The sequence below is a fragment of the Pantoea sp. SM3 genome (assembly GCF_000963995.1).
Taxonomy (GTDB): domain Bacteria; phylum Pseudomonadota; class Gammaproteobacteria; order Enterobacterales; family Enterobacteriaceae; genus Pantoea; species Pantoea rwandensis_B.
On sequence record NZ_JZRD01000039.1, the window covers coordinates 48,792 to 68,924 of the forward strand.

Here is a 20,133-nt window from a genome sequence, read left to right on the forward strand (position 1 = left end):
CTCGTTTTCTCAATTTAACAAAATCGCCTGTTACAGCGATGATGCGGCATCAAAACCGCTATCGTGTTTTATATGCTAAACACGATAGCGGAAATGCGCGAGAGTGTCGTCTCTTTTTTATCCGGTTTACAAGCCACCTAACGATTTCTGCGGGTTTTCCAGTTCCAGCAAGAAAGCTTTCACCGCCAGACCGCCCGCAAAGCCGGTGAGCTTACCGTTGCTGCCAATCACCCGATGGCAGGGCGCCATGATCGACAGAGGATTTTTACCGTTAGCTGCGCCCACCGCGCGCATGGCTTTCGGGTTGCCGATCTGTTCCGCGATTTGCTGATAGCTGCGGGTTTCACCAAACGGAATGGTGAGCAGCGCTTGCCAGACTTTTTTCTGGAATTCAGTGCCGACCGTGTCGTAAGGCATGTCGAACTGCTGGCGCCCTCCGGCGAAATATTCACGAAGCTGGCGCTCGGCCTCGCACAGAATCGGATGCTGATCGTTACGGATGATGGGTTTCAGCGGCACGCGTTGCGAGCCTTCGTTTTCCCACAGAATCGCTGATAACCCATTATCGGTCGCAATCAACGTCAGCTCACCAACTGGCGTTGGAATGATTTTGGCATGATACATAAGGCACCTCCGGCATAAATCAGTGTGTCATTATCGCACTTCTGCCGCGATAAACTGGCTGTTTTCGGTCATGAGCATAAACTGGTTAGCTGTCCGAAAGCAGCGAGTTTTGCTTTGCCACTTGCGCGACGATACCCAAAATACTGCAAGGCGCAGGAAGGCGGCAAACGAGAGACTCTTCGAACAGCCGACTCAAACCGCGCTGGCCCGCAGGGGAACCTTCCTTAGGAAGTTCATCATCCCGATGCACTTTATCAAGTACGTGATTCGGATGAACGAGAGCAGCCAGCGCTTCTGCGCTTTAAAGCAGGAAAGGTATAGCCGGTTTATGAGCTGGAGACGATGATGTTTGATCCCGAGATTGCATACCAGGCGCTGACCTCGCGCGACAGTCGTTTCGACGGCGTGTTCTTTGTTGGCGTAACCTCAACCGGCATTTACTGTCGGCCCATTTGTCCGGTAAAAGCGCCGATGCAGAAGAACTGCCTGTTTTTTAACAGCGCCGAAGCCGCCGAGAAAGCGCATTTCAGACCGTGCCTGCGCTGTCGTCCTGAACTGGCACCGGGCTTCGCCCCGGTCGATAGCCATCACCGCATCGCCGATCGCTTGATTCGTCGTATTGAAGAAGGCTTGCTGGAGGAACAAGAGACGCTGGCTGATATTGCCAGCGAGTTTGACCTGAGTGAACGCCAGCTACGCCGCGTGATCCAGCAGGAGCTGGGCGTGTCACCGTTGGAGCTGCGCCAAACGCGGCGCATGCTGCTGGCGAAGCAACTCTTAACTGAAACTTCGTTGCCCGTCACCGAAATCGCCTACGCCAGCGGCTTTCGCAGTTTGCGCCGCTTTAATGATGTGTTTCAGGCTCGCTACCGTATGACGCCTTCGCGTCTGCGCAAGCAGAGTCAGCCGGAGAGCGTGACCACCGTGCAGGAGAGCGCTGAACTGCGTCTGAGTTATCGTCCCCCTTATGACTGGGATGCCATTCTGGATTTTCTTCAACAGCGCGTGATGAAAGAGGCCGAGTGGGTTAGTGAAGGGGCTTATCACCGTACCGTGGCGCTGGGAAACTGTCGGGGCTGGGTGCGTGTCAGCCATTTGCCGGAAAAACAGGCGCTCAAGGTGCAGTTCACCACCACCTTAACGCCGGTTTTGCCTGCTCTGCTGCGTCGCCTGCGTGACCTGTTTGATTTGGATGCCCAGCCACAGCGCATCAGCGAGCAGCTAAGCCAGGATCCGTTGTTAGCTGAGAGTCTGGCACGTTATCCTGGGTTACGCGTTCCTGGGGCGTTTGACGGCTTTGAGTTGGGGGTGCGCGCAATTATTGGCCAGCAGGTGACGGTGAAAGCGGCCACCACACTGAGCAGTCGCGTGGCGCAGCGTTTCGGCGAGCCTTTAGTAACGCCCTGGCCTGAACTCTCCCGGCTGCCCCCGACGGCGGAATCGCTCGCTAGCGCAACCATAGATGATATCGCCAGTCTCGGCATTGTGAGCGCTCGCTCGCAGGCGATTCAGGCGCTGGCACAGGCCTGCGCCTCCGGTGCGTTGCGTTTTAACGGCGCAGTGAATCCTGATGTGGTTCAGCAGCAGTTGCTGGCATTAAAGGGCGTTGGTCCTTGGACGGCGAGTTATATTGCCATGCGCGCCCTGCGCTGGCCGGATGCGTTCCCTAAAGAGGATATTGCGATTCGCAATAATCTGGGTGGGGTGAGTGCCAAAGTGGCAGAACAGTTATCGCAGGTTTGGCGCCCGTGGCGCAGCTATGCGGTGTTGCATATCTGGAAGAGTTTGACGCCGGGTAAGAAATAAATTCGTGCGGTTAAGGCGGGAGCGGAAGAGCTAAGCGTCCGAGCCATGTATAGGGCCATCGAGTGCACACTTAAGCCGTTAGTAAAACAACGACTGTGCGTTCCAGTCGGCAATAAGGGGCGGTTGCGTAAAGACGCCGTAAATACATCCCTGTAGGCTCTGGTGGCGCATCCCTGCGCCACAAGCTTTACTCCACCGCCCCTTATCACCGCCTTCATGTCACTTTTGTGCGCTTTTTAGGAAGCAACGATTAAGCCTCATAAGCCAGTCAAGGCGGGAGCGGAAGAGCGAAGCGTCCGAGCCATGGATGGCGAGGCCGATCCACAGGGATGTGAGATTCCTTCGCGATCCGTTCCGCCTTGACGAGCTGACGCACGGGCTCACAGTCATCCCAGCTAACTTTTTTGAGAAACGCAGAAAAGCAAAAAGGCGCCTTTAGGGCGCCTTTCTACATAGTGGTGGGTCGTGCAGGATTCGAACCTGCGACCAATTGATTAAAAGTCAACTGCTCTACCAACTGAGCTAACGACCCGCTCGAGGAGCGTCTTACAACTTTAAACTTGATGGTGGGTCGTGCAGGATTCGAACCTGCGACCAATTGATTAAAAGTCAACTGCTCTACCAACTGAGCTAACGACCCATCAAGGTTGTGAAGCTTCTGAAGAAAACATCTAACATACAGCAGGTTAAGATGGTGGGTCGTGCAGGATTCGAACCTGCGACCAATTGATTAAAAGTCAACTGCTCTACCAACTGAGCTAACGACCCATCTTCAGGCTGCCGGACACTTTGTTAAACTGCCCGGGCAACGGCGGCATATATTACTGATTTAGCGGGAGGGCGCAACCCTTATTTATCACCAAATCACTCAATTGCTTACCTTTCATGCTGCAAGACCAGAAATCATACGAAATCCGGTCTCTGCTGCACAAATTACATCCCAGCCAGACGCTTTTGCGCCAGCTTGGCAGACTCGCTGGTCGGGAATTGTTTGATCACTTGTTGATAGACCGCTTTGGCTTTCGCCGTATCGTTCTTCTCTTGCATGATCACACCAACCTTAAACAGCGCTTCCGGGGCTTTCGGCGATTTCGCGTAATTTTTTACCACAGTGGCAAAATAGTAAGCGGCATCATCTTTCTTGCCCTTGTTGTAATACAACTGACCGAGCCAGTAATTGGCATTGGGCTGATAGGTGGAGTCGGGATATTTCTTCACCCACGCCTGCAGGGCCGTGATGGCCTGATCGAACTGCTTCTTCTCAAGAATCAGCGCGACTGCTGCGTTGTAATCGGTATTCGCATCGCCGGTTTGTGCAGGGGCAGCGGTACTTCCACTGGCATTGCTACCACCTGCATCAGCGTTTCCCGCTGCTGCACCAGCCGCTGCGGCATCACCGCCACCACTCGCCTGTGCACCCGCATTACCGCTACTCAATGTATCAATCTGCTGATAGAGCTGCTTCTGGCGCTCAATCACCTGATTCAGTTGATAGCTGTTCTGCTGGATTTGGCCGCGCAGCGAATCGATATCGCTTTGGTTGTCACTCATCTGCTGCTGCAACTGCTGCAGAAGCTGAGCCTGGGCATTGGAGATACGTTCAAGATTGGTGACACGGTCTTCGACCGAGCCTGAGCCAACGCTACTGATTGACGCCTGGGCATTAGCGGCCCAGGGGGCCGCTACGCCAACCAGTAACGACAGACTCAATAGATGAAGTCTGAAGTTACTCATCATGTGATGCTCTTAGTAAACCAGTACGGCACGACGGTTTTTAGCGTAAGCCGCTTCGTCATGACCCAGTACAGCTGGTTTTTCTTTACCGTAAGATACGATAGACATCTGGTCAGCAGAAACGCCTTTACCCTGCAGGTACATTTTAACGGCGCTAGCACGACGTTCGCCCAGGGCGATGTTGTATTCTGGAGTACCGCGCTCATCCGCATGACCTTCGATGGTCACTTTGTAAGACGGGTTGCCACGCAGGAATGCTGCGTGCTGATCCAGCATCTGAGCGTAGTCAGAAGCCACGTCATACTTATCCAGACCGAAGTAAACGATGTTGTTCTGCTGCAGCTGCTGCATCTGCAGACGCGCTTGCTCATCAGAAGACATGTTACCGTTCTGGCCAGCACCGTAAGCGCCGTTGTCTGCGCCCATACCAGTCTGGTCGTTGTTGTTGTTTTTGTGCGAGCTACATGCAGCTACCGCGATTACCGGCAGAGCCAGCATCAAACCCTTCAGCACTTTGTTCAGTTGCATTTCTTTATCCTATTATTTTGTTTGCTATACATTGTCATCCCCCGCTATGCAGGGGATTCATGCATTACAGATACGGCGACCAGGCAGGGAATTTGACCTGTCCATCAGTTGCCGGAAGACGCGCTTTGAAACGCCCATCTGTTGAAACCAACTGCAACACGGAACCCATCCCCTGAGTAGAGCTATAGATTACCATCGTGCCGTTAGGCGCCAGACTTGGCGTCTCATCCAGGAACGTGTCCGTTATTGTTTGAACGGCTCCCGTTACCAGATCCTGTTTGGCGACATGCTGAGCGCCACCGGCGCTGCTGATCATCACCATGGTTTTGCCGTCAGTTGACACATCCGCATCCTGGTTCTGAGAACCTTCCCAGGTAATACGTTGTGGCGCACCGCCGTTGATACCCACTTTATAAATCTGAGGCGCACCTGCCTGATCCGAGGTATAGGCCAGTGTCTGGCTATCCGGGAACCAGGTCGGTTCGGTGCTGTTGTAGCGACCGTCGGTCACCTGACGCGTCTGACCTGAGGCCAGATCCATCACGTACAAGTTCAGACTGCCAGTTTTAGACAGCGCGAACGCCAGTTTCGATCCATCCGGCGAGAAGGCCGGAGCGCCATTGTGGCGCGGGTAGGATGCAACCTGACGAATGGCACCGTTTGACAACGTTTGTACCACTAACGCCGACTTACCGCTTTCAAAGGTCACGTAGGCCACTTTGCTGCCGTCTGGAGACCAGGCCGGTGACATCAACGGTTCGGGTGAACGGTGCACGGTGAACTGGTTGTAACCATCGTAGTCAGATACGCGCAATTCATACGGGAACTGGCCGCCGTTGGTTTGCACCACATACGCGATACGCGTGCGGAATGCGCCTTTAATACCGGTCAGCTTCTCAAACACTTCATCACTGGCGGTGTGGCCTGCATAACGCAGCCATTGCTTGGTGACTTTGTAGGAGTTCTGCGCCAGCACCGTGCCCGGTGCACCGCCGGTGTCCACCAGCTGGTAAGCGATCTGGTAGCTACCATCCGGGTTCGGCGTGACCTGACCCACGACAACCGCATCAATACCCAATGCGCTCCAGGCAGCAGGTTGCACTTCCTGCGCGCTGGTAGGCTGCTGCGGCAGACGTGAGCGATCCAGCGGGTTGAATTTACCGCTGTTGCGCAAGTCAGCCGCCACGATGCCGCCAATGTCTTCTGGCGCCGCGCCTGGGCCTGCCCATTTGAACGGCACCACACCAATTGGGCGTGCGGTGTTCACGCCCTGCGTAATTTCAATGCGCACTTCTGCGTGCAGCATGGCTGCCCACAGCAGTACAAAAAAACCTAAGGTTACACGAAGTGCCTGCTTCATCTTTTCTCCCTTATCTGAACCTGAGTCCACGATAATTCGCACAGTTCCTGAAAAACACGAGTGTTCATAAATTACGGCAAGCTAACCTTAGTTCAACCTGCCGTGGGTTACTGCATTATTCCGGTTTGAAACGCATTGGGGCGTTTTTAAACACTTCATACACTGCTTGCGATGGTGGCTTAGGAATACGAGCCTGCTTCGCTGCGGTGATTGCAGCCTGGCACAATGCCGGGTCGCCACCTTCTGCTGTCACGTCAATCAACAAGCCGTCTGGTGCCAGCTTAATACGCAGATTACACTCTTTACCCTTAAAGGTATCCGCATCATAGAAGCGACTTTGAATCGCGCCAACGACCTGGCCCATATAAGAGTTAATCTCTGCGCCTGACGCACCCGCCTTCTTCTGATTCCCCTGCCCTGCCGCACCGCCAGAAGCCGTGCCACTTTTCGGTGCATTCTTACCAGACGAGAGTCCACCTAACAGGTCATCAACGTCACTTTCATTCTTCGCTGCCTCGGCTGCCGCTTTCTTTTTGGCATCCGCTGCGGCTTTCGCTTTGGCTGCTGCATCAGCTTTCGCTTTCGCGGCAGCATCCGCTTTAGCTTTCGCGTCGGCAGCCGCTTTCTCTTTCGCTGCCTCAGCGGCTTTTTCTTTTGCTTCTGCGGCGGCTTGCTCTTTAGCTTCTTTGGCTTCCTGAGCCGCTCTAGCCTTCGCATCAGCAGCAGCCTGTGCTTTGGCCTCGGCGGCAGCTTGCGCTTTTGCTTCGGCGGCGGCTTTGGCTTGCTCTACTGCTTTCTCTTTCGCCGCTTCAGCAGCCGCTGCTTTAGCCTGCTCATCCGCTTTCTTCTTCGCGTCTGCTGCTGCCTGCTTCGCCTCTTCTACCGCTTTCGCTTTGGCATCTGCTGCCGCTTTAGCCTGCGCATCAGCTTCGGCTTTGGCGTCAGCCTTGGCCTTTGCGGCAGCTGCTTCTGCAGCTTTCTGCTGATCCTGCGCCTGTTTCGCTGCTGCTTCAGCGGCTTTCTGCTGCTCAGCCTGCTGTTTCGCCTGCTCTTTGGCTTCCTGCTGCGCCTGTAAACGCTCTTTTTCCATCTCTTTCAGACGCTGCTGCTCAGCGGCTTGCTTCTGCTGCAACTCTTCAGCCTGCTGCTGCGCCTGCTTCTGGCGCTGTTGTGCCGCACGCTGGCTGTCACGCTGTTGATTCTGCTGGCGGTTATACTGTTCAACTACCGCGCCGGAATCGACCATCACGGCATCAATATCGCTGCCACCGCCACCGCCGCTGGATTCGATCTTTTCGTTAAACGAGCTCCAGATCAGCAGGGCGATCAGCACGATGTGCAGAATCACCGAAATGATTATCGCGCGTTTTAACTTGTCGTTCTGCTCGGTTACCTTCGACACTCTCGGATCCCAAAAACGGTTCGCTTTAAATCGGCTGTGTCATCAAACCGACAGATTTCACGCCTGCCTGATGTAACAGGTTCAACGCCTTGATGATTTCGTCGTAAGGCACGTCTTTCGCTCCACCAATCAGGAACACCGTCTTTGGATTGGCTTCAATGCGACGCTGTGCTTCACTCACCACCTGTTCCGGCGGCAGCTGCGTCATACGATCGTGATCCACCACCAGGCTGTATTGCCCGACGCCAGCCACTTCAACAATGACCGGAGGATTATCATCCGTTGAGACCGTTTTCGAGTCGGTCGCATCAGGCAGATCCACTTCCACGCTCTGCGTAATAATCGGCGCGGTTGCCATAAAGATGAGCAGCAACACCAACAGCACGTCCAGCAGTGGAACTATGTTGATTTCCGACTTAAGGTCGCGGCGCCCGCGACCACGGGTTCTGGCCATCGTTAACCTCGACTTACTTCGTGTTGTCGGTGGAGAAAGCCTGACGATGCAGGATAGCCGTGAACTCTTCCATAAAGTTGTCGTAGCCCTGCTCCAGCTTGTTGACACGCTGGTTCAGACGGTTGTACGCCATAACGGCAGGAATGGCCGCGAACAAACCGATTGCCGTGGCGATCAACGCTTCGGCAATACCCGGGGCAACCATCTGCAACGTCGCCTGCTTCACCGCGCCAAGCGCGATAAAGGCGTGCATAATCCCCCACACCGTACCGAACAGACCGATATACGGGCTGATAGAACCGACGGTGCCAAGGAAAGGAATGTGGTTTTCCAGCGCTTCCAGCTCTCGGTTCATGGAGATGCGCATCGCACGGCTGGCACCCTCTACCACCGCTTCGGGTGCGTGGTTGTTTGCACGATGCAAACGGGCGAACTCTTTGAAGCCCGAATAGAAAATTTGCTCAGAACCGCCCAGTTCATCGCGGCGCCCCTGGCTTTCCTGATACAGGCGCGATAATTCGATACCTGACCAGAACTTATCTTCAAAGGCTTCGGCTTCGCGACCCGCTGCATTCAGGATGCGCGTGCGCTGAATAATGATCGCCCATGAGGCAATAGAAAAGCCGATCAAAATCAACATGATAAGTTTGACCAGAAGGCTCGCCTTCAGGAACAAATCAAGAACATTCATGTCAGTCACTGCTTGAACTCCGCGACAATAGACTTGGGAAGCGCAATCGGCTTCATTAGATGTGGGTTGATGCAGGCAATCAGGACTTCTGCTTCATTCAGCACTTTGCCTTCTGCATTAACGATACGCTGCGAGAACGTCATGGTGGCGCGAGTCATGGCGGTCACTTCACTCTGGATATCCAGAAGATCGTCAAGACGTGCTGCGGCAACAAAGTCTATCGTCATGCGTCGTACCACAAACGCCACCTGTTCTTCCAACAGGGCTTGTTGATTGAAATGGTGCTGGCGCAACATCTCGGTACGTGCTCGTTCATAGAAAGCAAGATAACTGGCGTGGTAAACCACACCACCGGCGTCGGTGTCTTCGTAATAGACCCGAACCGGCCAGCGAAACAGCGTTGTACTCACTCTACATCCCGGTCTCATTTTAAACGTTGCTACTATACGCAAGTGAGATCGGCTTGGGAATGGTCCGCCAGAGCCAGGAGAAAATAATTATCACACGTTAACAACTGGAAGGAATTTCAGGATATTTCTTGACCAGGCACTGACATAAACTCACGTCAGCGCCCGAATAAAGCGGATAAAAACAGCATCGGGGACTCAATGATAGAACCAATAGATTCCCAGAATCAGTACGATCATCGCGGGCATTGGTGAAAACACGGCTCGCCAGCGCGTTTGCAATGGACGGAAGCCCGTACCATGAATCACCCCAGTGCACACCGCCCAAATCATCAATAATCCATGCCAGATGGCTAAGTCGCTGGTGCGGGCGGCAAAGCGTGACGGTTGCCAGATAACACAGCCCGCCAGCCACAGCGCCAGTATCAGCGAAAGGGCCCGTAACGGGCCCTTGTCCATCAGACGATACAGCGTCTGAATCAGTGTGCGCATTAGTGTTGTTTATCCTTTGCGCCACTCTCTTCTGCTTGCTCAATCGCCAGCGCCGTGATCACGCCAAACGCACAGGCCAGCAAAGTGCCAAGAATCCAGGCAAAATACCACATGCTCAATCTCCTTAATCAGTACAGGGAGTGCGTATTGCTCTCAATGTGTTCTTTGGTGATACGGCCAAACATCTTGTAATAACACCACGCGGTATAGGCGAGGATAATCGGGACAAAGATGATGGCGGCGAAGGTCATCACTTTCAGCGTCAGCAGGCTTGAGGTGGCATCCCACATGGTCAGGCTAATGCCTGGCACGGTGCTGGAAGGCATAATGAACGGGAACATCGCGATGCCTGCGGTCATGATGACGCATGCCAGCGTCAATGAAGAAAAGACAAACGCCCAGGCGCCCTTCTCCATGCGCGAACAGAGCACTGTCAGCAGCGGCAGCACCACGCCAAGCAGCGGGAACAGCCACAGGATTGGCGTCTGCTCAAAGTTCACCATCCACGCACCGGCTTCACGCACCACTTCTTTACCTAGCGGGTTGGATGCAGCGTGGTGATCGATGACGCTTTTCACCACGTAGCCATCAATACCGTATTTCACCCAGACACCGGCTAATACGAAGCACACCATCATCACCAGCGCACTGATTTGCGCGGTGCCGCGCGCACGCAGATGCAGTTCGCCGTTGGTACGCATCTGCAGATAGGTCGCCCCTTGCGTCAGGATCATCGCAACGCTGATCACCCCCGCCAGCAAACCAAACGGGTTCAGCAGCTGGAAGAAGTTACCAGTGTAGAACAGGCGCAGATACTCATCGGCATGGAAAGGTACCCCCTGCAACAGGTTGCCGAAGGCCACGCCAATCACCAGCGGTGGAACGAAGCTGCCGATGAAAATGCCCCAGTCCCAGGTGTTACGCCAGCGCATGTCCTCAATCTTCGAACGGTAGTCAAAACCTACCGGGCGGAAGAACAGCGAAGCCAGCACCAGAATCATCGCCACATAAAAACCGGAGAACGCTGCGGCATACACCATTGGCCAGGCGGCAAACAGCGCTCCACCTGCGGTGATCAGCCACACCTGGTTGCCGTCCCAGTGCGGGGCGATGCTGTTTATCATGATGCGGCGTTCGGTATCGGTACGGCCGAGAATGCGAGTGAGCATACCCACCCCCATATCAAACCCGTCGGTAACCGCAAAGCCAATCAGCAGCACGCCAATCAGCAGCCACCAGACAAAGCGCAATACTTCATAATCAAACATGGTTGCTCTCCTTATCCACGCACGGGCTGAGCAGCCGCTTTCACGGTCTCATGATGGTAGCGACCTGTTTTCAGGCTGCTAGGACCCAGACGGGCGAACTTGAACATCAGGTACATTTCCGCCACCAGGAAAAGGGTGTAAAGACCGCAAATCAAAATCATCGAGAACAGCAGATCGCCGACAGTCAGTGATGAGTTCGCCACCGCAGTCGGTAGGACTTCACCAATTGCCCACGGCTGACGACCATACTCAGCGACAAACCAACCTGACTCGATGGCAATCCACGGCAGCGGAATACCGTACAGCGCCGCCTTGAGCAACCAGCGGCTCTTGCCGATGCGGTTACGAATCACACTCAGGAATGAGAGCGCGATAATGCCGAGCAGCAGCACGCCACACAGCACCATGATGCGGAAGGCGAAATAGAGCGGAGCCACACGTGGAATCGAATCCTGCGTGGCCTTCTGAATCTGCGCTTCGGTCGCATTAGCGACATCCGGGGTATAGCGCTTCAGCAGCAAGCCATAACCGAGATCCTGTTTGCTGGCTTCGAACTGGCTACGCACCGTCGGATCTTTGCTCCCCGCGCGCAGTTCATTCAGCAACGCGTAGGCTTTCATGCCGTTACGGATGCGCACTTCATGTTGCGACAGCAGATCTTTCAGACCGGTGACCGGCGTATCCACCGATCGCGTCGCAATCAACCCGAGCAAATACGGGATTTGAATGGCGTACTTGTTCTCCTGCGAATCCTGATCGGGAATACCAAACAGCGTGAAGGCCGCAGGTGCAGGCTGCGTTTCCCACTCGGCTTCAATTGCTGCGAGTTTGGTTTTCTGTACGTCACCCATTTCATAACCGGATTCATCACCCAGCACGATCACGGACAGGATCGCCGCCATGCCGAAGCTGGCTGCAATACCGAATGAGCGCTTAGCGAAAGCCACATCACGGCCTTTCAGCAGATACCAGGCACTGATACCCAGCACGAACATCGCGCCAGCGGTGTACCCTGCCGCCACGGTGTGAACAAATTTCACCTGCGCAACCGGGTTGAGCACCAGCTCGGAGAAGCTCACCATCTCCATGCGCATGGTTTCGAAATTGAATTCAGAGGCGATCGGGTTTTGCATCCAGCCGTTTGCCACCAGAATCCACAGTGCGGACATGTTAGAACCGAGCGCCACCAGCCAGGTCACCGCCAGGTGCTGGACTTTGCCGAGGCGATCCCAACCGAAGAAGAACAGACCAACAAAGGTGGATTCAAGGAAGAACGCCATCAAGCCTTCAATGGCGAGCGGCGCACCAAAGATATCGCCGACGTAGTGGGAGTAATATGACCAGTTGGTCCCGAACTGAAACTCCATGGTGAGACCGGTTGCGACACCCAGCGCAAAGTTGATACCGAACAACTTGCCCCAGAACTTGGTCATATCTTTATAAATTTGCTTACCCGTCAGGACATATACGGTTTCCATGATCGCCAACAAAAACGCCATACCCAGCGTTAAAGGGACGAACAGGAAATGGTACATCGCCGTCAGGGCAAACTGTAAACGCGACAGCTCGACAATATCTAACATGATGACTCCTTGCTCCTCGCATGAATTTACTCTGCGGCTGACAACGGTAAACAACGAACATTGACGTGCAGAATAAGATCCAGGAACGACTGATTATTGATTCCAGTTTTATTACTGACAGAACAGAGAAATCTGTAGCCCGAAATGAGTGAGTAACAGTGTTGAAAATTTCCCGAAAAACCGATCGCTTCAATCTGTTTCGAGCGGGAGTGTGATGCAAGGAGGCGACAGAATTGCGCTAACAACGCCTGGCTCAAACTCCTGAAAATTCGCGGAAAAGACTGAATTGATGCAGCGCAATTTATACCGTTTGTCGTGCGTGATGCCAGCAGTAAAGTTTGTTATATCTCACGCTTTATTGATCTGGATTAAGACAATATTTTTTCAGATATGTAGTGTTAGCGTTGTTGTTAATTAGTTGTCATGAACGCGTGATGCAATTAAGGAAATAATTACTTCTCCCGTATTTTTTTAACGTTAATACCGGATGCTGAGGTTTAATTTCGCATGTTAAATCACGCACATTTTCCTATCTTTACCTTACCAACTCAGTAAGCATAGCCGCAGATTTTATCTCCGTTACGGTTTTTCCCTGCTTTTTGTGTGACTCTGCACAAGGCGTTGTTGCCACTGGCTTCCCCTGCCCTTTCAGGCATAAAAAAAGCCACCCGAAGGTGGCTTCATGTGCATCACAAGTGACGGCTTATTTGATTGGCAGAACCGCTTTAACGGCGTCGCCGATGTCAGCCAGGCTGCGTACGGTTTTCACACCGGCCGCTTCCAGTGCTGCGAATTTCTCGTCAGCGGTGCCTTTACCACCGGCAATGATGGCGCCTGCGTGGCCCATACGCTTGCCTTTCGGTGCAGTCACACCTGCGATGTAACCAACAACTGGCTTGGTCACATGCTCTTTGATGAAGGCTGCGGCTTCTTCTTCAGCGCTACCACCGATCTCACCGATCATCACGATCACTTCGGTCTGTGGATCATCCTGGAACATTTTCAGGATATCGATGAAGTTGGAACCTGGGATCGGGTCACCACCGATGCCTACGCAGGTTGACTGGCCGTAGCCGATGTCAGTGGTCTGCTTAACGGCTTCATAAGTCAGGGTGCCTGAACGGGATACGATACCGACACGGCCTGGCTGGTGAATGTGGCCCGGCATGATACCGATCTTACATTCGCCTGGGGTGATCACGCCTGGGCAGTTCGGGCCGATCATGCGCACGCCAGCTTCATCTAGTTTCACTTTCACGGTCAGCATATCCAGCGTTGGGATACCTTCGGTGATGGTGATGATCAGTTTGATGCCTGCGTCGATGGCTTCCAGGATACCGTCTTTGCAGAACGGTGCGGGAACGTAGATCACGGTAGCAGTTGCGCCCGTGGCTTCTACTGCTTCACGCACGGTGTTGAACACTGGCAGACCCAGATGCGTGGTGCCGCCTTTGCCTGGCGTGACACCGCCAACCAGCTGCGTACCATAGGCCAAAGCCTGCTCAGAGTGGAAAGTCCCCTGGCCACCGGTGAAACCCTGGCAAATGACTTTGGTGTTTTTGTCGATAAGAATGGACATTATTTACCCTCCGCGGCAGCAACAACACGCTGCGCAGCGTCTGTCAGGCTGGTTGCTGCAATGATGTTCAGACCGCTGTCGGCCAGTTTCTTCGCGCCCAGCTCGGCGTTGTTACCTTCCAGACGTACCACTACTGGCACGTTCACACCCACTTCTGCAACTGCACCGATGATGCCGTCTGCGATCAGGTCGCAACGCACGATGCCGCCGAAGATGTTAACGAATACCGCTTTAACGGCATCGTCAGACAGGATGATTTTGAAGGCTTCGGTTACGCGCTCTTTGGTCGCGCCGCCGCCGACATCGAGGAAGTTAGCAGGCTGGCCACCGTGGTGTTTAACGATGTCCATGGTACCCATTGCCAGACCAGCACCGTTCACCATACAGCCGATGTTACCATCCAGCGCAACGTAGTTCAGTTCCCACTGTGTCGCGTGTGCTTCACGTGGATCTTCCTGGCTTGGATCGCGCATTTCACGCAGCTCAGGCTGACGGAACAGGGCGTTACCGTCTGCGCCCAGTTTGCCATCGAGGCAGATCAGATCGCCCTGCTTGGTGATCACCAGCGGGTTGATCTCAACCATTGCCAGGTCGCGCTCCAGGAACATGGTCGCCAGACCCATGAAGATTTTGGTGAACTGGCTGACTTGCTTACCGGACAGACCCAGTTTGAACGCCAGCTCACGGCCCTGATAAGGCTGAGGACCGGCCAGCGGATCCAGCGCCATTTTGTGGATCAGGTGCGGGGTTTCTTCCGCCACTTTCTCGATTTCCACGCCGCCTTCAGTTGAAGCCATGAAGATCACGCGACGGGTAGCACGGTCAACCACCGCACCCAGATACAGTTCCTGGTCGATGTCAGTCGCTGCTTCAACCAGAATCTGGTTTACCGGCTGGCCATCAGCATCAGTTTGGTAGGTCACCAGACGCTTGCCCAACCAATGCTCAGCAAATGCACGGATATCTTCCTTGCTGTTCACCACTTTCACGCCACCCGCTTTACCGCGGCCACCGGCATGTACCTGACATTTTACTACCCACGGACCTGCGCCAATTTTAGAGGCGGCTTCTTCTGCTTCACGTGGCGTAGCGCAGGCGTAACCAGTTGGAGCTGGCATGCCATAGCGAGCAAACAACTGCTTCGCCTGGTATTCATGTAAGTTCATGATGTTCTATCCATTCAGATATGAGTTTGGGCGCACCGTTGTGCGATGCGCCCGGCGAAAATTAGACGTCCAGCAGCAGACGTGCCGGATCTTCCAGCATCTCTTTCACCGCGACCAGATAGCCAACGGATTCACGGCCATCGATCAGACGGTGGTCGTAAGAGAGAGCCAGATACATCATTGGCAGGATGACAACCTGACCATTGACCGCCATCGGGCGCTCTTTGATCGCGTGCATGCCCAGAATCGCGCTCTGCGGTGGGTTGATGATCGGGGTAGACATCAGGGAACCGAACACGCCACCGTTGGTGATGGTGAAGTTACCGCCGGTCAGCTCGTCAACCGTCAGCTTACCGTCACGGCCTTTCACCGCCAGTTCTTTAATTTTCTTCTCGATGTCAGCCATGCTCAGCGCATCAACATCTTTCAGCACTGGGGTTACCAGGCCACGCGGCGTAGACACCGCGATGCTGACGTCAAAGTAGTTGTGGTAAACCACATCTTCGCCATCGATAGAAGCGTTCACTTCTGGATAGCGTTTCAGCGCTTCAACCACGGCTTTGATGTAGAAGGACATGAAGCCCAGACGCACACCGTGACGTTTCTCAAACGCGTCGCCGTACTGCTTACGCAGATCCATGATCGGCTTCATGTTGATTTCGTTGAAGGTGGTCAGCATCGCGGTGCTGTTTTTCGCTTCCAGCAGACGCTCAGCCACACGCTTACGCAGACGCGTCATTGGTACGCGTTTTTCGCTGCGGTTAGCCACAGCAGCCTGTGGTGCCGCGGCCGCTGCTGCAGGCGCCGCTTTCGCGCCGTCGGCTTTCTTCGCAACATGCTTCTCAACATCTTCACGCGTCAGACGACCACCCACACCGGTGCCTTTGATCTGGCTGGCGTCGAGGTTGTTTTCAGCGATCAGGCGACGAACCGCTGGGCTCAGCGCATCGTTGCTCTCATCTTCCAGAGACGCGGTTTTACGCTGCTCTGGTGTCGCTTCTTTCGTTTCTACTTTCGCAGAGGTCTCTTTACCACCGCTGTTGCCTTCCACCAGGCGGCCTAACAGCTGGCGCGAGAGCACCGTTGCGCCTTCGTCTTCCAGAATCGCTTCCAGTACACCGTCTGCTGAAGCAGGCACTTCAAGCACAACTTTGTCCGTTTCAATCTCAACCAGTACTTCATCGCGACTGACCGCATCGCCGGGTTTTTTGTGCCAGGTTGCAACCGTTGCGTCCGCTACGGATTCAGGCAAATCGGGAACCAGAATTTCTACGCTACTCATTTTCTTTCCTTTTAATTAACCAAGGTTCAGCGCGTCGTTAACCAGGTCTTGCTGCTGTTGTTGATGTACGGACATATAGCCCACGGCTGGTGAAGCAGAAGCCGGACGACCTGCGTAACGCAGTGACGCACCGAATGGAACCACTTCGCGGAAATGATGCTGACTGCAATACCATGCGCCCTGGTTCAGTGGCTCTTCCTGACACCAGACGAAATCCTGCACATGCGCATAATTTTTCAATACGTCCTGCACCACTTTGTGCGGGAACGGATAGAGCTGTTCGATACGCACGATGGCGACATCGGTCTGCTCATTCTTGCGACGCTGTTCCAGCAGATCGTAATAAACCTTACCGGAACACATCACCACGCGTTTCACTTGCTTCGGATCCAGATCGTCAATCTCGCCAATCGCCGGTTGGAAGCTGCCATTGGCCAGTTCTTCCAGGCTGGAGACCGCCAGCGGATGGCGCAGCAGCGATTTCGGTGACATCACGATCAGTGGACGGCGCATACCGCGCAGCGCTTGACGGCGCAGCATGTGGTAAACCTGTGCTGGCGTTGACGGCACGCACACCTGCATGTTCTGTTCAGCACAGAGTTGCAGATAGCGCTCCAGACGCGCTGAGGAGTGCTCTGGACCCTGGCCTTCATAACCGTGTGGCAGCAGCATCACCAGGCCACACATACGGCCCCACTTCTGCTCGCCGGAGCTGATGAACTGGTCGATGACCACCTGAGCACCGTTGGCGAAGTCACCGAACTGCGCTTCCCAAATGGTCAGCACGCGCGGTTCTGCGGTGGCATAGCCATATTCAAAGGCCAGTACCGCTTCTTCTGACAGCACGGAATCCCAGACCTTGAACTGACCCTGGCCGTTATGGACATGGTGCAGCGGGGTGTAGGTTGAACCGTTGGTTTGGTTGTGGATCACCGCATGGCGGTGGAAGAAGGTGCCGCGGCCGGAGTCTTCACCCGACAGACGGACAGGAATGCCTTCGTCAACCAGCGTGGCGTACGCCAGGTTTTCCGCGCCGCCCCAGTCAAATGGCTTGTTGCCTTCCGCCATCTCTTTACGGTCGTTGTAAATCTTCGCCACGCGCGACTGCACTTCTACCGCTTCCGGTACGCTGCTGATGCGGCGTGCCAGCTCTTGCAGGCGTTTGTACTCAACCGTGGCAGGATAGTTTTCATCCCACTCGTGGTTCAGGTACGGCGACCAGGTGAAGGAGTGCAGGCTCATCGGACGCCATTCTGGCACCACGCATTCGCCTTCATCCAACGCATCACGGTAGAGATTGACCAGTTCGGTCGCATCTTCTAACGTCGCCACACCTTCACTTTCCAGCTGATCGGCGTAGATCTTGCGTGGCGTTGGGTGTTTCTTGATTTTCTGGTACATCAGCGGCTGGGTTGCACTTGGCTCATCCGCTTCGTTATGACCGTGACGGCGGTAGCACACCAGATCGATAAACACGTCGCGTTTAAAGGTGTTGCGATAATCCAGCGCCAGGCGAGTCACGAAGGCCACTGCTTCTGGATCGTCCGCATTCACGTGGAAGATTGGAGCCAGAACCATTTTGCCGATGTCGGTGCAGTAAGGCGTTGAACGCGCATCTTTCGGGTTCGAGGTGGTGAAACCGACCTGGTTGTTAATCACGATGCGAACGGTACCGCCCACTTCGTAACCACGCGCCGCAGACATGTTCAGGGTTTCCTGCACCACGCCCTGGCCGATCACCGCCGCATCACCGTGGATGGTGATCGGCAGAACTTTGTTGCTGCTTGGCTCAGCCAGACGATCCAGACGTGCACGCACCGAACCCATGACCACTGGGCTAACGATTTCGAGGTGTGACGGGTTGAACGCCAGCGCCAGGTGCACTAAACCCCCTTCGGTTTCGACGTCAGACGAGAAGCCCATGTGGTATTTTACGTCGCCGGTGCCGAGGTGCTCTTTGTGTTTGCCTGAGAACTCGTCAAACAGATCCTGTGGCTTTTTACCCAGGACGTTGATCAGGACGTTGAGACGGCCACGGTGCGCCATCCCGAGAACCACTTCACGCGTACCGCTTTTGCCTGCATGGCGAATCATTTCGCGCAGCATCGGCACCAGTGCATCACCGCCTTCCAGTGAGAAGCGTTTTGCACCTGGGAATTTCGCGCCGAGGTATTTTTCCAGACCTTCAGCCGCAGTCAGCTCTTTCAGGAAACCTTTTTTCTCGTCGCTGCTGAATGACGCATGGCCGACCACCGATTCCAGACGCTGCTGAATCCAGCGTTTCTCATCGGTGTTGTTGATGTGCATGTACTCTGCACCAATCGAGCCACAATAGGTCTGCTGCAGCGCCGCGAACAGATCAGCCAGCTTCATGGTCTCTTTGCCAATAGCAAAGGAACCTACGTTAAAGCTTTCCTGAAAATCGGCGTCGGTGAGATCGTGATAAGAAGGTTCGAGATCCGCAACCCGATCCTGTTTCCACAGGCCGAGCGGATCGAGGTTAGCGTGCTGATGGCCGCGGAAGCGGAACGCATTGATCAGCTGCAGCACTTTAACCTGTTTGGAATTGGTGGCCGGATCGGTGACTGAGGATGTGTAGCGGGTCGCATCTTTTGCCAGGCGGCGGAAGTAATCACGCGTGGTGGAGTGAAACTGCTCAGGTTTCACGCCAGTGCCGGGCAGCTGTTGGAACAGCTCGCGCCACATTTCATCAACTGAGTCAGGATCGGTCAGGAAATCCTCATAGAGTTGCTCTATGTAGGATTGGTTCGCGCCGGCCAGCCAGGAGGAGTCCAGCCAGGGTTTCATCGCGCTGTTCTGCATTGTGATCCCTTAAGCATTAATCTGCTTTTTATGAGGTTTCATTTGTTGCCGCTTTCGCGGCTTGCCGTAGTGAGTTCAGCGATACGAACCTGTGCGCAACCGGCGCCTGGCCCGTAAGGGAACCTTTATAAGCGTGGTCAGTACCGCGCTTATAGAGGCTTCCGTAAACTGCCGGGAACCTAAGTTCCCGGACAGTGACTTCAGTGTGTTACGCCCCGCGTTGCAGCAGCATCGACTTAATATGGCCGATAGCGCGCGTCGGGTTTAGTCCTTTCGGGCACACGCTCACACAGTTCATGATGCTGTGACAGCGGAATACACTGAAAGCATCGTTCAGATTGTCCAGACGCGCATCGGTTTCGGTATCGCGGCTGTCGATCAGGAAACGGTAAGCGGCTAACAAACCTGCCGGACCGATGAACTTATCCGGGTTCCACCAGAACGATGGGCACGAGGTCGAGCAGCAAGCGCACAGAATACACTCGTACAACCCATCCAGGTGCTCACGGTCTGCCGGGGTCTGCAGATGCTCGCGTGCTGGCGGATTTTCCCCATTATTCAACAGGAAAGGCTTAATCTTCTCATACTGCGTATAGAATTGTCCCATATCAACTACGAGGTCGCGGATCACCGGCAAACCAGGCAGTGGACGGATAACAATTTTCTTGGTGCCATTACCCAGCGCGGAGACTGGCGTGATGCAGGCCAGACCGTTTTTGCCGTTCATGTTGAGGCCGTCAGAACCGCACACGCCTTCACGGCATGAGCGACGGAAGGCCAACGTAGGGTCCTTCTCTTTCAGACGAATCAACGCGTCCAGCAACATCATGTCACGACCGTCTTCTGACTCCAGCGTGTATTCCTGCATACGCGGTTTGTCATCGACTTCCGGGTTGTAACGATAGATAGAAAATTCGAGTCTCATGATGATCTC

At 54.4% G+C, this 20,133-nt stretch carries 18 protein-coding genes and 3 tRNA genes; 1 reads left to right on the plus strand and 20 read right to left on the minus strand.

What is annotated here, in order from left to right; all coding sequences use genetic code 11:
- Nucleotides 1–126: 126 nt before the first annotated feature.
- The gene (locus tag VI01_RS20625; RefSeq protein WP_045816489.1) at nt 127–624 is read right to left on the minus strand and encodes a methylated-DNA--[protein]-cysteine S-methyltransferase; all 498 of its coding nucleotides are present in this window, start codon (nt 622–624) and stop codon (nt 127–129) included.
- A gap of 345 nt (nt 625–969) precedes the next feature.
- On the opposite strand from VI01_RS20625, the gene VI01_RS20635 reads away from it, so the two are divergent.
- Entirely contained in the window at nt 970–2,430 is a 1,461-nt protein-coding gene (locus VI01_RS20635; RefSeq protein WP_045816491.1) for an AlkA N-terminal domain-containing protein, read from the plus strand.
- A gap of 456 nt (nt 2,431–2,886) precedes the next feature.
- Here the strand turns inward: VI01_RS20635 and VI01_RS20640 are convergent.
- The 19 genes from VI01_RS20640 to VI01_RS20725 all read right to left on the minus strand — a co-directional run bounded on the left by VI01_RS20640 (nt 2,887) and on the right by VI01_RS20725 (nt 20,124).
- Nucleotides 2,887–2,962: transfer RNA gene (locus VI01_RS20640), tRNA-Lys, on the minus strand.
- A 32-nt stretch (nt 2,963–2,994) separates the two neighbouring features.
- Nucleotides 2,995–3,070, minus strand: a tRNA-Lys gene (locus VI01_RS20645).
- A gap of 52 nt (nt 3,071–3,122) precedes the next feature.
- Nucleotides 3,123–3,198: transfer RNA gene (locus VI01_RS20650), tRNA-Lys, on the minus strand.
- A 165-nt stretch (nt 3,199–3,363) separates the two neighbouring features.
- A complete protein-coding gene (gene cpoB, locus VI01_RS20655; protein WP_034829170.1) occupies nt 3,364–4,167 on the minus strand; it encodes a cell division protein CpoB in 804 nt (267 codons plus the stop codon).
- Nucleotides 4,168–4,176: 9 nt separating this feature from the next.
- Entirely contained in the window at nt 4,177–4,692 is a 516-nt protein-coding gene (pal, locus tag VI01_RS20660; RefSeq protein ID WP_034829168.1) for a peptidoglycan-associated lipoprotein Pal, read from the minus strand.
- Between the two features lie 64 nt (nt 4,693–4,756).
- Entirely contained in the window at nt 4,757–6,052 is a 1,296-nt protein-coding gene (gene tolB / locus VI01_RS20665; protein ID WP_038648180.1) for a Tol-Pal system beta propeller repeat protein TolB, read from the minus strand.
- A gap of 115 nt (nt 6,053–6,167) precedes the next feature.
- Entirely contained in the window at nt 6,168–7,454 is a 1,287-nt protein-coding gene (gene tolA / locus VI01_RS20670) for a cell envelope integrity protein TolA (RefSeq protein ID WP_045816492.1), read from the minus strand.
- 25 nt (nt 7,455–7,479) lie between these two features.
- Nucleotides 7,480–7,908 carry a colicin uptake protein TolR gene (tolR, locus tag VI01_RS20675; RefSeq protein ID WP_034829164.1) on the minus strand — a complete coding sequence of 143 codons (429 nt, stop codon included), beginning with the start codon at nt 7,906–7,908 and terminating at the stop codon, nt 7,480–7,482.
- A gap of 13 nt (nt 7,909–7,921) precedes the next feature.
- A complete protein-coding gene (tolQ, locus tag VI01_RS20680) occupies nt 7,922–8,608 on the minus strand; it encodes a Tol-Pal system protein TolQ (protein ID WP_034829162.1) in 687 nt (228 codons plus the stop codon).
- Nucleotides 8,605–9,027, minus strand: coding sequence for a tol-pal system-associated acyl-CoA thioesterase (ybgC, locus tag VI01_RS20685; protein WP_202404442.1), 423 nt, complete (start codon nt 9,025–9,027; stop codon nt 8,605–8,607). Before ybgC ends, tolQ begins: the two co-directional genes overlap by 4 nt.
- Nucleotides 9,028–9,204: 177 nt before the next feature.
- Nucleotides 9,205–9,498 (minus strand): cyd operon protein YbgE, encoded by a 294-nt coding sequence (gene ybgE, locus VI01_RS20690; RefSeq protein ID WP_045816493.1) that lies wholly within the window; start codon nt 9,496–9,498, stop codon nt 9,205–9,207.
- The gene (cydX, locus tag VI01_RS25065; RefSeq protein WP_058962355.1) at nt 9,498–9,611 is read right to left on the minus strand and encodes a cytochrome bd-I oxidase subunit CydX; all 114 of its coding nucleotides are present in this window, start codon (nt 9,609–9,611) and stop codon (nt 9,498–9,500) included. Before cydX ends, ybgE begins: the two co-directional genes overlap by 1 nt.
- Before the next feature lie 15 nt (nt 9,612–9,626).
- On the minus strand, nt 9,627–10,766 hold the full coding sequence (cydB, locus tag VI01_RS20695) for a cytochrome d ubiquinol oxidase subunit II (protein ID WP_045816494.1): 1,140 nt from the start codon (nt 10,764–10,766) through the stop codon (nt 9,627–9,629).
- A gap of 11 nt (nt 10,767–10,777) precedes the next feature.
- Nucleotides 10,778–12,349, minus strand: a complete 1,572-nt coding sequence (cydA, locus tag VI01_RS20700; RefSeq protein WP_045816495.1) for a cytochrome ubiquinol oxidase subunit I — start codon at nt 12,347–12,349, stop codon at nt 10,778–10,780.
- Nucleotides 12,350–13,052: 703 nt separating this feature from the next.
- Entirely contained in the window at nt 13,053–13,928 is an 876-nt protein-coding gene (sucD, locus tag VI01_RS20705; protein ID WP_034829155.1) for a succinate--CoA ligase subunit alpha, read from the minus strand.
- Complete coding sequence (gene sucC, locus VI01_RS20710; protein WP_034829153.1) at nt 13,928–15,094, minus strand: ADP-forming succinate--CoA ligase subunit beta; 1,167 nt, start codon at nt 15,092–15,094, stop codon at nt 13,928–13,930. Before sucC ends, sucD begins: the two co-directional genes overlap by 1 nt.
- Nucleotides 15,095–15,155: 61 nt before the next feature.
- On the minus strand, nt 15,156–16,376 hold the full coding sequence (odhB, locus tag VI01_RS20715; protein ID WP_038648204.1) for a 2-oxoglutarate dehydrogenase complex dihydrolipoyllysine-residue succinyltransferase: 1,221 nt from the start codon (nt 16,374–16,376) through the stop codon (nt 15,156–15,158).
- A gap of 15 nt (nt 16,377–16,391) precedes the next feature.
- The gene (gene sucA, locus VI01_RS20720) at nt 16,392–19,199 is read right to left on the minus strand and encodes a 2-oxoglutarate dehydrogenase E1 component (RefSeq protein ID WP_038648207.1); all 2,808 of its coding nucleotides are present in this window, start codon (nt 19,197–19,199) and stop codon (nt 16,392–16,394) included.
- A 208-nt stretch (nt 19,200–19,407) separates the two neighbouring features.
- Nucleotides 19,408–20,124, minus strand: coding sequence for a succinate dehydrogenase iron-sulfur subunit (locus VI01_RS20725; RefSeq protein ID WP_034829149.1), 717 nt, complete (start codon nt 20,122–20,124; stop codon nt 19,408–19,410).
- Nucleotides 20,125–20,133 lie beyond the last annotated feature (9 nt).

Bases quoted from the DNA above. Each gene is read 5' to 3' on its own strand.
- VI01_RS20625 (WP_045816489.1), bottom strand. From the start codon at position 624: ATGTATCATGCCAAAATCATTCCAACGCCAGTTGGTGAGCTGACGTTG.
- VI01_RS20635 (WP_045816491.1), top strand. From the start codon at position 970: ATGTTTGATCCCGAGATTGCATACCAGGCGCTGACCTCGCGCGACAGT.
- cpoB (WP_034829170.1), bottom strand. From the start codon at position 4,167: ATGATGAGTAACTTCAGACTTCATCTATTGAGTCTGTCGTTACTGGTT.
- pal (WP_034829168.1), bottom strand. From the start codon at position 4,692: ATGCAACTGAACAAAGTGCTGAAGGGTTTGATGCTGGCTCTGCCGGTA.
- tolB (WP_038648180.1), bottom strand. From the start codon at position 6,052: ATGAAGCAGGCACTTCGTGTAACCTTAGGTTTTTTTGTACTGCTGTGG.
- tolR (WP_034829164.1), bottom strand. From the start codon at position 7,908: ATGGCCAGAACCCGTGGTCGCGGGCGCCGCGACCTTAAGTCGGAAATC.
- ybgC (WP_202404442.1), bottom strand. From the start codon at position 9,027: ATGAGACCGGGATGTAGAGTGAGTACAACGCTGTTTCGCTGGCCGGTT.
- ybgE (WP_045816493.1), bottom strand. From the start codon at position 9,498: ATGCGCACACTGATTCAGACGCTGTATCGTCTGATGGACAAGGGCCCG.
- cydX (WP_058962355.1), bottom strand. From the start codon at position 9,611: ATGTGGTATTTTGCCTGGATTCTTGGCACTTTGCTGGCCTGTGCGTTT.
- cydB (WP_045816494.1), bottom strand. From the start codon at position 10,766: ATGTTTGATTATGAAGTATTGCGCTTTGTCTGGTGGCTGCTGATTGGC.
- cydA (WP_045816495.1), bottom strand. From the start codon at position 12,349: ATGTTAGATATTGTCGAGCTGTCGCGTTTACAGTTTGCCCTGACGGCG.
- sucD (WP_034829155.1), bottom strand. From the start codon at position 13,928: ATGTCCATTCTTATCGACAAAAACACCAAAGTCATTTGCCAGGGTTTC.
- sucC (WP_034829153.1), bottom strand. From the start codon at position 15,094: ATGAACTTACATGAATACCAGGCGAAGCAGTTGTTTGCTCGCTATGGC.
- odhB (WP_038648204.1), bottom strand. From the start codon at position 16,376: ATGAGTAGCGTAGAAATTCTGGTTCCCGATTTGCCTGAATCCGTAGCG.
- sucA (WP_038648207.1), bottom strand. From the start codon at position 19,199: ATGCAGAACAGCGCGATGAAACCCTGGCTGGACTCCTCCTGGCTGGCC.
- VI01_RS20725 (WP_034829149.1), bottom strand. From the start codon at position 20,124: ATGAGACTCGAATTTTCTATCTATCGTTACAACCCGGAAGTCGATGAC.